The sequence below is a fragment of the Sporosarcina sp. FA15 genome, assembly GCF_051550195.1.
Taxonomy (GTDB): domain Bacteria; phylum Bacillota; class Bacilli; order Bacillales_A; family Planococcaceae; genus Sporosarcina; species Sporosarcina psychrophila.
The window spans coordinates 2,894,215-2,908,562 of sequence record NZ_CP188818.1 but is presented as its reverse complement, the minus strand read 5'-3'; the positions used below and the strand labels follow the sequence as shown (position 1 = coordinate 2,908,562).

General features: G+C 40.8%; 13 protein-coding genes. 5 read left to right on the top strand and 8 right to left on the bottom strand.

Annotated elements, in window-relative coordinates; genetic code table 11:
• Positions 1–121: 121 nt before the first annotated feature.
• Positions 122–763, top strand: coding sequence for a hypothetical protein (locus ACP8HG_RS13675; RefSeq protein ID WP_067212584.1), 642 nt, complete (start codon positions 122–124; stop codon positions 761–763).
• Between the two features lie 417 nt (positions 764–1,180).
• On the opposite strand, the gene ACP8HG_RS13670 is transcribed toward ACP8HG_RS13675, so the two are convergent.
• From ACP8HG_RS13670 to ACP8HG_RS13635, 8 genes are all read right to left on the bottom strand, one after another.
• Positions 1,181–2,233, bottom strand: a complete 1,053-nt coding sequence (locus ACP8HG_RS13670; protein ID WP_438296790.1) for an acyltransferase family protein — start codon at positions 2,231–2,233, stop codon at positions 1,181–1,183.
• Positions 2,234–2,539: 306 nt separating this feature from the next.
• On the bottom strand, positions 2,540–3,301 hold the full coding sequence (locus ACP8HG_RS13665) for an IclR family transcriptional regulator (RefSeq protein WP_438296788.1): 762 nt from the start codon (positions 3,299–3,301) through the stop codon (positions 2,540–2,542).
• Between the two features lie 57 nt (positions 3,302–3,358).
• The gene (locus tag ACP8HG_RS13660) at positions 3,359–4,627 is read right to left on the bottom strand and encodes a M20 family metallopeptidase (RefSeq protein WP_438296786.1); all 1,269 of its coding nucleotides are present in this window, start codon (positions 4,625–4,627) and stop codon (positions 3,359–3,361) included.
• Positions 4,624–5,574, bottom strand: coding sequence for a DUF1177 domain-containing protein (locus ACP8HG_RS13655; RefSeq protein WP_438296784.1), 951 nt, complete (start codon positions 5,572–5,574; stop codon positions 4,624–4,626). Before ACP8HG_RS13655 ends, ACP8HG_RS13660 begins: the two co-directional genes overlap by 4 nt.
• Before the next feature lie 19 nt (positions 5,575–5,593).
• Positions 5,594–6,562 (bottom strand): ABC transporter ATP-binding protein, encoded by a 969-nt coding sequence (locus ACP8HG_RS13650; protein WP_187045841.1) that lies wholly within the window; start codon positions 6,560–6,562, stop codon positions 5,594–5,596.
• Positions 6,555–7,568, bottom strand: a complete 1,014-nt coding sequence (locus ACP8HG_RS13645; RefSeq protein WP_342539120.1) for an ABC transporter ATP-binding protein — start codon at positions 7,566–7,568, stop codon at positions 6,555–6,557. Before ACP8HG_RS13645 ends, ACP8HG_RS13650 begins: the two co-directional genes overlap by 8 nt.
• A gap of 17 nt (positions 7,569–7,585) precedes the next feature.
• Positions 7,586–8,479: an ABC transporter permease gene (locus ACP8HG_RS13640; protein ID WP_354312054.1), complete on the bottom strand. Its 894-nt coding sequence runs from the start codon at positions 8,477–8,479 to the stop codon at positions 7,586–7,588.
• The gene (locus ACP8HG_RS13635; RefSeq protein WP_187045838.1) at positions 8,476–9,444 is read right to left on the bottom strand and encodes an ABC transporter permease; all 969 of its coding nucleotides are present in this window, start codon (positions 9,442–9,444) and stop codon (positions 8,476–8,478) included. The genes ACP8HG_RS13640 and ACP8HG_RS13635 overlap by 4 nt, the downstream gene beginning before the upstream one ends.
• A gap of 311 nt (positions 9,445–9,755) precedes the next feature.
• On the opposite strand from ACP8HG_RS13635, the gene ACP8HG_RS13630 reads away from it, so the two are divergent.
• The 4 genes from ACP8HG_RS13630 (at position 9,756) to ACP8HG_RS13615 (ending at position 14,334) form a co-directional block, all read left to right on the top strand.
• On the top strand, positions 9,756–11,348 hold the full coding sequence (locus tag ACP8HG_RS13630) for an ABC transporter substrate-binding protein (protein WP_438298659.1): 1,593 nt from the start codon (positions 9,756–9,758) through the stop codon (positions 11,346–11,348).
• 78 nt (positions 11,349–11,426) lie between these two features.
• Positions 11,427–12,506, top strand: a complete 1,080-nt coding sequence (locus ACP8HG_RS13625; protein ID WP_438296781.1) for an amidohydrolase family protein — start codon at positions 11,427–11,429, stop codon at positions 12,504–12,506.
• Entirely contained in the window at positions 12,506–13,666 is a 1,161-nt protein-coding gene (locus tag ACP8HG_RS13620; protein ID WP_338655102.1) for an amidohydrolase family protein, read from the top strand. The genes ACP8HG_RS13625 and ACP8HG_RS13620 overlap by 1 nt, the downstream gene beginning before the upstream one ends.
• Positions 13,663–14,334, top strand: coding sequence for an AroM family protein (locus tag ACP8HG_RS13615; protein WP_438296779.1), 672 nt, complete (start codon positions 13,663–13,665; stop codon positions 14,332–14,334). Before ACP8HG_RS13620 ends, ACP8HG_RS13615 begins: the two co-directional genes overlap by 4 nt.
• The last annotated feature ends 14 nt before the right edge of the window (positions 14,335–14,348 follow it).

The following is a 14,348-nucleotide window of genomic DNA, read 5'->3' as shown; positions in this document are numbered from 1 at the left end:
AAAAAGCAAGAAGACGTATTTCGAGTGTACATTTACAACCCCATTGTAGAAAGTATGTTCCTAAGCATGTTATGATTATAGTAAAGATACGTAAAAGAATAGTGAAAAGGGTGGAAGCGTCATGGATAAGAAAGAACAACAGTTATTTGCACACTACTACAACAAATTTGTTGAAAGAAGTTTTGATGAAAAGGACTTCTATAGTTTCATGATGTTGGTTCGAGACGATGCGCATGGAATTGATAGTGTTAATGGGCTTGCTGATTTCATCGCGCTAAGGGAGAAGAGCTCGGGATATGTAGGGGAGTACCTAGGAGACTGCAAACAGGTTATCGCAAATTTGGGTAATGGGGTCAAAGCTAAAAAAATTGAGGATATCTTCTCGTTTAAAGAAATAAGGAATGGTTTTAACGCGCTGTTTTTGAAAAATGGCTTTGAGAAGTTACCTGCTGAAATCATCAATGATTTCATTTTATGCACAATTTCTTTATTGCAGGACGTGAAATTAGTATCGGGTAATTTGAATAAAGAAGTGGGACATCTGAGTTTTGCTGTTTCCAGCAAAGAAGTATTTTTGATGGGGAACATGAAAACATTAAACAAAGGTCGCTATATTCCAGTTACATTTCAAGTTTTGTCTGTCAAGAATAGCTACGAGGCAATAACACCACAGGACAAAAATGATACACCGTATTTGTTTAACGAGGAACTGATTGAGGTTGTAAATATCGAAGGAAATCTTGTAATAACGTTTCCGGAATAACTTTCTGGTGCAATGAAGAAAGTACAAAGCAAAACCAGCCAAGATCGTAAATGGCTGGTTTTTCCGTTCTAAGCTATGTAGTACGCGGCACTACTGGACAATCTCCAGTCAGATTATGCTTGGTATTCTTTTTCACCTTCCGTCGAAAGTGCCCCCGTGCGGGACAGAGGAGTGCCGCCTCTCTGTGATTAGTAGTATATGCACGATTGCCTAGAGATATACCTGTTAATCGTCTGCCGGTGTAACGAACAAATCTAGCGACAAGCGGTGTTGGAAGAACATTCTATTTGTTAAATGCCGACTATCTATATAAGTTGAACTAATGATCTTATATATTCTCCAACAAAGCGTCTACTGGCGCCGAGCGTTGTTGGTAGGATTCTTTATTTCAACTTATATAGTACAGATTTTAGTGTGCTACTGCTGAATGGGTAGTGGCCTTTTTTGAGAAAATCCACCAAGGAGTAGCTTTCCATGTGGTATCATTTTTTGAATGATAATTGAAACTACGATTGGAATGACCAATCCAAATGCTGTGAATCCAATAATGCCATATGTGAAGTAATCATTTAACAAAATATCTGTAAAGATGTGCAAGTACATAATCGTTAGGGAGTGCTTCTCGATCCTTTGCAGCCAATTGAGTGACAGTTGAGTAGCGATGAGTTGGAATACGCCCACCAATACAAGTGTGAATGAAAGTGGGATGATCAAATCTAAAACGAAATGTTCATAACGCAAAAATTTCATGCTCAAATGATAGTCGATTACATTAAAGTTATCAAGCAAAACTGCTGTCACACTACCGATCAATCCCGCGATTAACCATCTTTTCGAAACGTTCATCCAAATACTCTTCATATAATAACCGAGTGAAAAATAGACGACTGCCATGAGTGCAACATCGATGTTCCAAATCATTGGGATTGTTTGAGATGCAGTATCTGGTGATCCACCAATGACGCGCATCGCAAACAAACTTTCAAAATGGGCAATACTATAAAAGATAGCCAAAATAATAATTTGTTTCGTACGACTAAAGTATTTTGTCATCCATAAGAAGAACAAATACGTAAAGAATAGCGTAGTTACAAACCAGAATACACCATATGCACCACGTGCAAAACGTCCGCCGACAGCGAGTGTCCACAAATCATTTACATACCATGATAGATCCATATTGCCTGAACCAATTTCTATCCCGTAACGAATCAGCGTAATACTGACGAGGAAAAACAAGTATGGGACGATTAATTGCATAAAACGTTTTTGAATTGAAAGTTTCATTAAGCCCTTTTCTACAACAGGCTTAAAAAACAAACCACTTAAAATAAAGAATGCTGGCATGTGAAACCAATAGATATACTTCGCCAGTGGGAAATCGAGCTGTCCAGGATAATGACCAATGACGACAAGAATCATTAAAAATCCTTTGGTGACATCCACCCAGGATAAACGTTTCTTATTCATAATCAAACTCCTCAAGAAAATTGACGTATATCTAGTGTACAACGTATCAGTAGTTGGGAACGGTATGTAACAGAATTGACTCGGGATTGAAAGAAAGGTAGCAATGCTTGGAGATATTTCCTTGATTTATTACGGATAACTAATTTAACTGACTATTCAACGTGATTGGATAGAGAAGCTACAGGGGAACTATCAAGGCACGCACCTTTCAAAGCAGCAATGTTCCAATATAATTGACTTAGAATCATCTATATTCAAAAAAACACCCCTCGATGATTTTTAGTCGGGGGGTGTTGTCTCGTCACTTCATGTATTCAATTTCAACTTATATCGCGTAATTACTTCCACAACCTCATCCCGAGTCTCATGCAACAATGGAAGGGCAATGTTTTTTTGTTCTTCTTCTATTCTATATGAAGGACCCGCTACCGTGATGGAGCCGATAATTGTGTTATCGACTAGTAGCGGAACTGCAAGTGCGACAACGTCAGGTGTATATTCACCTTGGCTTTCGGCCCAGCCATTTTTGCGAATTAAAGATAACTCATTACGCAAATCAGTAGAATCTGTCATCGTTTTCCCAGTGTATTTCACTAATTCACCAGTAATCACTTTTTCTCTGGTTTCTTCAGACATATATGCCAATATTGATCGGTAAGAAGCTCCCACATAAAGTGGAGCACGGCTGCCGGCTGAAACAGAGAACTTTACCTTGTTTTTAGGTTCGATTACCATCAGTGTGACAGCTTCTCCCTTATCCAGGACCGTTAGAAAAACAGATTCTCCTGTTTTCTCGCTTAATTTCTCTAGAATAGGGTTAATAAGAGTACTAATATTTAGTCCCTCATAAAAAACCGTACCCAATTCCCAAACAACTGAACCTAATGAGTATTGTTTAGTAATCGGGTCTTTACTGACGAAACCGTTCCGTTCCAATGTCTCGAGAATTCGATAGATATTGGTGTGATTCAGTTCCATTTCATGTGCTAATTCCCGGCCACCCCAAACAGGCTTGCTTTTGGAAAACATTCTCAATACCTCTAAAGCTAGATTCACTGTCTTTAACATTAATATACTCCTTTTATACGAGCAATTATAGATATTGGATATCATACTATCATCCTACTATTTTTCGTATAGGAAATCAATTACAGCCGCAGCATACACTTTTGCGCAGCGGATTATATCTTCTACTTGTACTTTTTCATTGTAGCCATGGATACTTGGAAGATAGGCAGGCCCGTATTGTAAGACTGGAATATTATAATCTCTAAAATGTCTTGCATCACTGCTTGCCCACTGCATAACGCCATAAGCTTCATGATCAGTAACGAACGTAATATTGTCCACAATTGCGCGGCAAACTGGATCTTCTGCAGAAGTGTAGTTAGCATGACTTTTAAATCCGAACAATCGAATGGAGTAACGGATGCCTAAACTATCTAAAGCATCTTTTAGATACAGAGAAACTTCGTCATGTGTAATTCCGAATGGTAGGCGGCAGTCTACTTGTACTTTACAACTTTCTGGAATAATATTTGATTTTGTTCCACCTTGAATTGTTCCGATGTTAACTGTGATTTTTTCCAGCACAGGCTGAAATTTCAGTCTGTCTTTTTCAACTTCGCGCATATAGCGTTGGGATACTTCGATTAACGGTTTAATTTCATCCGGGATGATAATGTTTAAATCCCATAAATCTTGAATTTTATCGATGGCTTTAATGGCATCAGTGATTGCATTATTTCCAGCAATCGGTGAAAGACTACCGTGTCCTGGTGTACCGAACACCTCGAGCTCAAACCAGTAAGAGCCTTTTTGACCGATCGTCGGGTTGTACGGAGAAGAAGGTTCTGCTATTAGTGCACCGTCGCCTGCAATCAGCTTGTTTTCGAGTAACCAAGGCACCCCGAATTCGCCGCCCGTTTCTTCATCGGGAACTATCGCTAATGTTAATTGTCCAGGAAGCTGAATGTCCATCCGTTTCATTAGACCATAAACAAAAATAAGTCCCGCTAGTCCAGCTTTCATGTCACTCGCACCGCGTCCGAGCATCCAGCCATCTACAACCTCACCAGAGAATGGATTGAAATCCCATTTCGTTAAATCACCTGCTGGAACAACATCCGTATGCCCGCAATAAATGAGATTTTTACCTTCTTTGTTGCCATACGAAGAGATCAGGTTGAACATTTTGTCGCTTGCCTCGTGCCACTCAGGCTCTAAATCATATTGTTTTAAGTAATCTGTGATAAATTGGCTGATATCCGTAGAGTCTCCCGGTGGATTTTCACTTGGAATTTGGATAAGGGAACTGCATAGTTCAATTAGTTCGTCTTTTCTTTTTTCAACTTCATCGATTAATAATTGCTTGAGTGCTATTGTATCAGTCATACTGCTTCCACCTTACTTCCTTTTGTTTGTAGGTGATTCATTGTGCCGTATAGTTTTTCAATCAATTCAAATTCAGTCTCATCGTAGAAGTCACATTTACCTTCACCGAATGATTTTGCCACTTCGATTGCAAAACGAACAACTTGTTCAACATCAGTAGGGTGGGAAGCCCCGGTTGCACAGCCGGCTACAGCCGTTTCAGTCGTAATTGCAACTCCGACAACCGGTGCATTCGTTGCAACAGCAGGCTGTAAAATACTGTTTACATGGTAAAGTCCATTGCCATAAGGCGTAATATCCTGTGTTGTAATAGGAAGCGTGACAGGCAGGATTCCTGCAGATTGTGTGTAGATGTGTAAAAGATCATCACTGACTTTTAGTATGTAACCAGCTTTTACTGTAGGTGTAATTGCAAATCCTTTATGGTTCGTGATCATATTACCCTTCGTCGTGTCAATGGAAATAATAGCATCCATTTCAGCGGTAACTTCATGTTGATTCATCGCAAGGATGTCAACAGGCGAACCCATAAAAGCAACCGGCTCATGAGGAGTTGTCGGAGCATCTGGGCAAATATGTGTTGTTAACACGATATCGCCTCTCAGGTCATCACCTTTTCCAGACATATCAAGAAGTTTAGCAGCAATAGAAATACATGCCAGCGCGCCATCTCCATCAGAAACGAAGCCCTTCATTTCCGGGCGTGCACCGATACCGCCTAAACGTCCGATAATACCGAGAGTAGGGGAAGTACCGCCTTTGGATTTTCCATTTTCGCCTGCAAGTGTAATTTTGATGAAATCAGTGGATCCTTTTTCACCGAAAACTGTTTCTACAGAAATGTCCCCGTTGGAAGAGATACCTTCCAAATAACTTTTGATGCTTTCTCCTGTTACAAACTTACTATCCATTAATTCAAGAACTTCCATTACGTGTTTGAGTGACATATTCATTTCCTCCTAGTTTTTAATAAAGATGACAAGCGACTTGGTTTTCTGGTTCGATTGTCTGCAATACAGGTGCGTCGGTTTTACAAATATCCATCACATATTGACAGCGTTCATGAAAAGCACAGCCTGAAGGTGGATTAACCGGACTTGGTACGTCACCTGTCAGAATGACACGTTCCTTTTGTTCGAACGGATTTTCTTTTGGAATTGCAGAAAGAAGGGCCTTTGTATAAGGATGCTTCGGATCTTCGTAGAGCTGTTGGAAAGTACCTGTTTCAACGACTTTCCCTAAATACATAACTGCAATACGGTCACACATATAACGAACGACGTTTAAGTCATGTGAAATGAAAATATAGGTCAAGTTAAATTCCTTTTGTAGACTCTTAAGTAGATTGATGACCTGTGCTTGTACGGATACATCCAGCGCCGATACCGGTTCATCGCAAATAATGACATCAGGATTTAGCGCAAGAGCACGTGCAATATTGATACGCTGCTTTTGCCCACCAGAAAATTCATGTGGATAACGGCGGGCATGGTAGCTACTTAGCCCAACTGTTTCTAATAGTTCATGCACCCGTTGTTTACGGCTTTCTTTCGTGCCAATATTATGGATAACTAAAGGTTCGGCAATTAAAAACTCAATCGTCTTCCGTGGATCTAGTGAAGCATCAGGATTTTGGAATACCATTTGTATCGATTTCCTTGCTGCACGAACGTCTTTAGCGGATAAAGTTGCTAAATCTTTACCTTTAAACTCTACAGAACCAGCAGAAGGGTGAACAAGCTGATTGATTAAGCGTGCTAGTGTCGACTTGCCGCAACCTGATTCACCCACAATACCGAGTGTTTCGCCTTTATAAACATCGAAGTTCACGCCATCAACAGCTTTGACACTTTGATGCGATTTCACAAAAGGAATGGCACTATGAATAGGAAAGTGTTTTTTTAAATCACGTACTTTTATAATCGATTCAGTCAACGTACATTCGCTCCTTTCTTTCTAAACGAGTCGTTGTCGTTTGGAAATGGCAGGATACAATATGATTCTCTTCTACTTCAATTGGCTCAGGTTTTGTTGTTAAACAAATCTCTTGGCCGAACGGACAGCGGTCATAGAAAGGACAACCCGGCATAGGTTTTCTCATGTCAGGAGGACTTCCCGGGATGGCAGGCAATTTCTCACCGTGAATTACGTCTTTTGTAATTTGTGACTCTAGTAACCCCCATGTATATGGATGGAGAGGGTTATTAAAGATTGTTTCTACCGTTCCGGATTCAACAGTTGAACCGGCGTACATGACAATCAATTTGTCGCACATTTCCCAGACAACACCGAGGTCATGCGTGATCATGATGATAGATGTATCGTTTGTTTGTTGCAATTTTTTCATCAAATCTAGAATTTGCGCTTGTACCGTAACGTCCAGTGCAGTTGTCGGTTCATCTGCAATCAATAACTTTGGATTACATGACAATGCAATCGCAATCATAACCCGCTGCCTCATGCCCCCCGAAAACTCGTGCGGATACATGTTAATTCGCTTTTGAGGTTCCGGAATGCCGACCACTTTTAACATTTCAATCGCTTCTTTTTTAGCATCTTTTTTGGATATCACTTTATGGTTTCGAATCGCTTCGATGATTTGATTGCCAACTTTGAACACTGGATTCAAGCTCGTCATTGGATCTTGGAAAATCATTGCGATGTCATTGCCTCGTATCGCTTTCATTTCTTTTTCAGAGAGCTTCAGCAAGTCTTTGCCATCGAAATTGATGGTCCCGCCGGATATTTTACCTGGGGGGGAGGGGATTAGCCGCATTAAAGCGGTAGCTGTTACGCTTTTACCCGATCCGGACTCCCCGACGATACCGAGTGTTTCTTTTTTATTTAACGTGATATTTACACCATTTACGGCTTTCACTACAGAGGAGGAAGATCTGAATTGAACGTCTAAGTCCTCTATGCGAAGTAAAGTTTCCGACATATTCATCCCTCCAATCGTCAAACTTTCATTTTCGGATCTAGTGCGTCACGCAGACCATCACCGAATAAGTTAATACCTAACACCGTTATTAATATAGCAAGTCCTGAGAACGTAGCCATTTGAGGATTCAAGACCAGGAAATCTTTCCCGTCTTTCAAAATGCTTCCCCAAGAAGCAGTAGGTGGCTGGACGCCGAGACCCAGGAAACTAAGGGCAGCTTCTGAAATGATTGCGCCAGCAATGCTCATCGTTCCATATACAATCAGCGGCGCTAAACAGTTCGGCAAGATGTGGTAGAAAATAATTCTTGGATGTGTGGCTCCCAACGAATTCGTTACTTCTATAAATTCCTCTTCCTTAACACTTAAGACTTGTCCACGAACAATCCGTGCAAATCCTGGAATATTAGCAACTCCGATTGCGATAATGACGTTTACCAGACCTTGACCAAGTACCGTCATTAACGTAATTGCCAAAAGAATAAAAGGAAATGCGAAGAGTCCGTCCATCGTACGCATAATAATCGAGTCAAGTTTCCCGCCGAAGTAGCCTGCTAACAGACCAAGCAAGGTACCTAAAATGGCCCCAAGCAGTACAGCCGAAACTCCGACGATAAGGGAGATCCGAGCTCCATAGACAATTCTACTGAAAAGGTCACGGCCATAGTTATCAGTGCCTAAAAGATGACCTTCAACTCCAGCACTTGCAAGTGTATTCGCAAGATCCATACTATTTGGAGTGTGTGTTGCTATTAAAGGCGCAAATACAGCTACGATGACCATTAAAATAGTGACACCTAGTCCAAAAGCGGCTAATTTATTTTTGAACAGCTTTTTAAGAAAACTCGCTTCTTTCGTATTTGCATTATCCTTTACAGTTGAACGCGAATTAGTAGGCTGAGTCAGTGTCATTTTCCACCGCCCCCTTTTTTCGAGAGATAATTGACTCGCGGATTGACAACTTTATAGAGCATATCTACTAGCAAGTTGACGACAACAAAGATGATAGCGATGAATAATACAGTTCCTTGTACAACGACAAAGTCCCTTTTATCGATGGCATCGACAATCAATCGTCCCATCCCCGGCCAGCTAAAGATTGTTTCTGTTAAAACTGCTCCTCCAAGTAGCATTGAAATTTGCATGCCTAACACCGTCAAGATTGGTGTAAGAGAGTTTTTAAAAGCATGTTTTGATATAACCCAAAACTCGCTGACCCCTTTTGCGCGTGCCGTTTTAATGTATTCTTGTGATAAAACCTCTAGCATACTAGATCGTGTAATCCTGGCGAAAGTCGCCATTGGAATGGTAGCAAGTGTGATAGCTGGTAATGCAAGATGCTTGAGATAAGGAATGAGCCCTTCACTTAAGGTTCCCATTCCTGTTGCAGGAAACCACCCTAAACCTACGCTGAAATAAAGAACTAACATAACACCGAGCCAAAAAATGGGCATCGACACGCCAATTAGTGAAATTAACATAACCACATAATCCAAAATGGAGTTATGACGAGATGCAGAAATCATTCCTGCCGGGATACCAATAACCAGCGCAATGATTAATGCGGCTACTGCCAGGACAAGCGTATTTGGAAAGCGCTCCATGATCAATTCCGTTACGGGTTGGTTATAACTTAATGAAGTGCCAAAATCCCCTTGTAGCAAACCAGTTATATAACTGAAGAATTGTTGATATAAGGGTTCATTTAATCCCAATTGCTCCGTCAGCTTTTCTATATCTTCTACGCTGGCGGTAGGGCCTAGCATAACGGCTGCGGGATTTCCGGGTATTAGACGTGTAATGATGAAGACGATAATAGCTACAACAAAAACAGTAGGTAATAAATCAATCAGTCTTCGAAGAAAGTACTTACCCATTCACTTCCACCTCTCATTCTATTATTCTGAAACACTGGTTCACAATGTGAATTTAGGATAGCGTACCACCCTCTGAATAAAAAGTAAATGGTAAATCTTTAGAATTCTTAATTACCTGTGAGCCTTATAATGAAGTGACTTTTTGAATAATTATGCACGTTATAAGATATTAGAATCTTTTAAAATAATACTTTACATTTGATGATAAATCGTGTTAAGTTAGTAACTAATTTAACACTGTTGAATCAGTGGTTCACAGTGTGAATCAAAATGGAAGTGGGGGGATTATATTGGGATATAAAAGGGCGAAAATGTTTTTAGTTGGTATTTCGCTGTTACTCGTATTAGCTGCTTGTTCAGGAAAGTCATCCACGCCAAGTTCTGATAGTAAGGACGGAGACAAAGGGGGAGAAAATAGTGGGGAACCTCAAGATGGAGGGACTTTGCAAATTGGCCTCTCAGCAAATCCACAAACACTTGACCCGGTTAAATATACAGGCGTATACGAATCACAAGTTATGCGTTCGGTTGCAGATACACTCGTAGTTTATAGTAAAGACTTGAGCGAGATCACTCCATCGCTCGCAACAGATTGGCAAATCTCTGACGACTTGCTTGTCTACACGTTCCAACTAAGGGACGACGTCTTCTTCCAACCTGGTGAATACCAAGACGGCCGTCAAATGACTGCCGAAGATGTAAAATATAGCTTGGAAAGATCAGTAAATGAATCTGTCATGAACAGACTTAACGGCGTTACAAAAGTAGATGTATCAGGTGAATTTGAAGTACAAGTCCATCTTGAAACACCTAATGCTGCTTTGCTAGCTGTATTGACTGATGCTGGTAACTCAATTGTGCCAAAAGAAGAAGTTGAAGGATGGGGCGATGAGTTCGGTGCGCACTTAGTGGGTACTGGTCCGTTTGCCATTAAAGATTGGAAAAAGGATCAGCAAATTGACTTAGTAAGAAATGACAAGTATTGGGGCGGTAAACCACATTTAGATGGTGTACGGATGAAAGTTATTGCGGACCCTAATATGATGACAAACGCATTGCGTTCAGGCGATATCGATGTCGCTTTGGATGTTAAAGGACAAAATAGGGAATTGATTAACAAAGACGAGAACTTTGAATTACTAACTATCCAAGCGCTATCTATTACGTATCTTGACTTGAATAATAAAGTTGGGCCAACTGCGGACGTTAAAGTTCGTGAAGCGATTTATAAAGCAACAAATGTTGACGAACTAGTATCTGGTGTTAACCAATGGGGCGGTGCTGTCCGTTCTTATCTGCCACTTCCTACTGGATCTTGGGGCTACGATGAAGAACTGGAAAAACTAGTCCCAACTTATGAACCGGAAAAAGCGAAAGAGTTGCTTGCTGAAGCAGGCTATCCAGATGGCTTTAAAACAGAAATTTACGTTGGGGCAGCACGTGTTCCATACGCAACAATCCTCCAAAATCAAATGAAAGAAAACCTCAACATCGATGTAGAAATTAAAGTCGTAGAGTGGGGAACTTACAGTGACACGGTATCTAAAGGGAATGCACCGATGTCCATTGGTGGCTGGTCATGGTATCCAGACCCGTACTTCTTCCTTTATCAGTTGTTCCATACAGATCAACTTAGTGCTTTAGGAAACGGGAAAGGCTATGACAACCCTGAAGTTGATAAACTGTTAGATCGCGCATTATCTGAAACGGCCGATCAAGATGAACGTGCAGCAATTTATCAAGAAGCATTGAAAATTATCTTGAAAGACGTTCCGCGTATCGAAATTGATGTGCAGGAAGCAACAGCGGGTATCAGTAAAAAAGTTCAAGGATATGAAGTGTCTGCGGATAACTCTATCCAAATCGTTCACCCGAACGGAGCAAATGTTTGGATTAAAAAGTAAGTAGTAAAATAGGTATTGCTGAAAAAGTAGAGGGTCTGAGTCTCTGCTTTTTTCAGCGTATACATGAGGAGGAGTCATATGACAACTGTTATAAAAAATGGATGGGTACTAGATTCTGACAGTGGGGCGTTTAGTAAACAAGACATCTTTTTCACGGATGAATTATTGGCTAGCTGTGATGAAAGTGAGATTTCTAAGACGATAGATGCTACTAATCTATACATTACACCGGGATTGATTGACACTTGCTCTCAAATTGGATTACGCGAAACGGGTGTCCGTTGGGAAGGCAATGATTCCTATGAACCCCAACAAGAAGATCCGACGAAACTTTCTGTGACGGATGGTATTTATCCGTTTGATCCTTCATTTAAAGATGCAGTTGCATCAGGAGTCACGACTGCACATATCCTGTCTGCGCCTAACAGTGTTATAGGTGCAAAAACGGCTATCATTCATATGAAAGGTTCTACCGTTGAAGAGATGCTGATTGATAATGAAGTAGGGTTTTCTTTTTCGATGGGAGATATTCCGAAAAAGTCTTTTATGGAACAAACAAAGATGCCTTTAACGCGAATGGGTATTGCTCAGAGGATTAGGACTACACTGAAGCGGTTAAAAAGCTCAGGGGAATTGGACAACAGAAAAGTATTTGTAAGATGCCATCGAGCGGATGATATCGAAACCGCAATCCGAATTTCAAAAGAAGTGGATGTGCCAATCACATTAGTTCACGCGACAGAATGCGGACTAGTCGATAAAGAAGTATTGACGCATTCCAACAATAGTATCGGAGGACCCAGTTTTCAAGCGATTGAACGATTGGAGCTGAAGAATCTGAAACCGGCGCTCTACAAAACGCTTCAAGATTCAGGCGTACGCTTCGGCTTTGCGACCGATCACCCGGTCAATTCTGTTACACATTTAAAACTCGAAGCATCACTTGCTTTTCGCGAAGGGGTTTCATCTGAAGATGCATTGTTAGCCTTAACGAAAAATGCAGCTAAACTACTGGAAATCGATCATTTAACAGGCTCTATTGCACCCGAACTATTTGCCGATATCGTTATCTGGGATCAGCATCCGTTAAATTTAACTGCAAATGTCCTGCATACCTTCATTAAAGGACAAGAAGTTTATCGTAAAGGAGGATTTTAATGGTTACTGTATTGAAAAATGCCACACTTTATACAATGGACAAATCGAATACAGTCATTCAAAACGGTGAATTTTGGATACAAGGCGGTTTAATCACACATATAGGCACTGAAGTTCCTATTCCAAGCGGAGCTCAAGTAATCGATTGTTCTGGAAAGGTGATAACGCCAGGTCTAATCGATGCGCATACGCATGTCGGGATATGGGGAGAGATTAGTGAGCAGATAAATGATGCCAATGAATACTCAGATCCTTGGACGCCTTCGATGGCAGCAGTAGATGGGATTGATATTCGCCACTTTTCATTTGACTTAGCGGTTGAAGGAGGAGTAACGACGATTCAGACAGGTGCAGGCAGTGCGAATCCAATCGCGGGTACATGGAGTATCATGAAAACTGGTGGAGGAAGTTTGGAAAAACGTATTCTTGTAGAACGCAGTGGCTTAAAAGGAGCGCTTGGGGAAAATCCTAAAAATGTTTTTGGCAATCAATATCAAAAAAAACCGATGACGCGAATGGCTGTTGCAGATATTATACGTCAAGGTTTTCACGATGCACAAAAATTGACGCAAGAGCAACGGGAAGTGGTAAGGGAAGATGAAAGTGAGCTAATGCCCTTTATACAGGTATTGGAACACGATATGCCGTTACGCCTACACTGCCATCGCGCTGATGATATCGCGACTGCTATCCGAATTGCAAAAGAATTCGATGTGTTGCTATCGCTTGAACATTGTACGGAAGGGCATATGATGTTGGATGCGGTTAAGAATAGCGGAGCGAGTGTTACGCTTGGCCCATTCATGTTGCCAGCAAGTAAATATGAAACGAGAAATTCCACGCCAATGGCACCGAAAATGTTTCATGATGCGGGAATACCATTTGCAATCATGACGGATCATCCATTTATTCCGATTCAATACCTTATTTATTGTGCTGCGGAAGCAGTTAAATTCGGATTGGATGAAATGGTAGCTTTAAAAAGTATTACGTATGAAGCAGCTCGACTTATGGGCGTAGATGATAAAGTAGGTTCACTCGAAATCGGAAAGCATGCAGATTTTGTCATTTGGTCTCATCAGCCATTCCAAGCCCAAGCAAATGTGCTCTCAACTTATATTGATGGTGAAAGTGTGTACGTAAAGGAATTTGTTGAATGAAGAAAACTCTTTGTATCCTTACAATTGGGCAAAGTCCAAGGGCCGATATGATTCCAGCCATCACTAAATACTTGCCGAAGAATTTACGATTAATAGAAAAAGGTATACTGGATGATTTATCAACATCAGAAATTGAAGCACTTGCGCCTGTGGATCGTAAAAAAACATTAGTTTCACGGCTACGTGATGGCTCGAGTGTAACGCTAGGGAAACAATTCGTGGTTAGCGCATTGCAACGGCTAATAGATGAATGTCAGACGGAGGACATTGACACGATTTTACTTGCTTGTACGGGGAAATTTGACCTTTTTGAATCTGATATACCTATCGTTTATCCGGACTATTTATTGAGCCATGTCGTTAAAGGCTTATTTAAAGAGGGGGAATTAGGTATCGTCGTCCCATTACTTGAGCAATCACAAAGCATTACGGAAAAGTGGGACGATGCAGGTTTTACTTGTTCCGTTTTAGCGAGTTCTCCATATGACTTTAAAAGTGAAAATTTAATTAATGTTGCAAAGGAAATGGACAAGTTGCCTGTTACTGCGATAGTGTTAGATTGCATGGGATATACGGACGAAATGAAGAAAATTATGGTTGAGTATACTACAAAACCAGTACTTGTTGCGCGTAATGTAGTGTTTTCTTCACTAGCTGAGATGTTGTGAATAATTTAAAGCGA

Excerpts from the sequence above, each read along its gene's own strand:
- ACP8HG_RS13675 (WP_067212584.1), top strand. The coding sequence starts at position 122 with ATGGATAAGAAAGAACAACAGTTATTTGCACACTACTACAACAAATTT.
- ACP8HG_RS13670 (WP_438296790.1), bottom strand. The coding sequence starts at position 2,233 with ATGAATAAGAAACGTTTATCCTGGGTGGATGTCACCAAAGGATTTTTA.
- ACP8HG_RS13665 (WP_438296788.1), bottom strand. The coding sequence starts at position 3,301 with ATGTTAAAGACAGTGAATCTAGCTTTAGAGGTATTGAGAATGTTTTCC.
- ACP8HG_RS13660 (WP_438296786.1), bottom strand. The coding sequence starts at position 4,627 with ATGACTGATACAATAGCACTCAAGCAATTATTAATCGATGAAGTTGAA.
- ACP8HG_RS13655 (WP_438296784.1), bottom strand. The coding sequence starts at position 5,574 with ATGTCACTCAAACACGTAATGGAAGTTCTTGAATTAATGGATAGTAAG.
- ACP8HG_RS13645 (WP_342539120.1), bottom strand. The coding sequence starts at position 7,568 with ATGTCGGAAACTTTACTTCGCATAGAGGACTTAGACGTTCAATTCAGA.
- ACP8HG_RS13640 (WP_354312054.1), bottom strand. The coding sequence starts at position 8,479 with ATGACACTGACTCAGCCTACTAATTCGCGTTCAACTGTAAAGGATAAT.
- ACP8HG_RS13635 (WP_187045838.1), bottom strand. The coding sequence starts at position 9,444 with ATGGGTAAGTACTTTCTTCGAAGACTGATTGATTTATTACCTACTGTT.
- ACP8HG_RS13630 (WP_438298659.1), top strand. The coding sequence starts at position 9,756 with ATGTTTTTAGTTGGTATTTCGCTGTTACTCGTATTAGCTGCTTGTTCA.
- ACP8HG_RS13625 (WP_438296781.1), top strand. The coding sequence starts at position 11,427 with ATGACAACTGTTATAAAAAATGGATGGGTACTAGATTCTGACAGTGGG.
- ACP8HG_RS13620 (WP_338655102.1), top strand. The coding sequence starts at position 12,506 with ATGGTTACTGTATTGAAAAATGCCACACTTTATACAATGGACAAATCG.
- ACP8HG_RS13615 (WP_438296779.1), top strand. The coding sequence starts at position 13,663 with ATGAAGAAAACTCTTTGTATCCTTACAATTGGGCAAAGTCCAAGGGCC.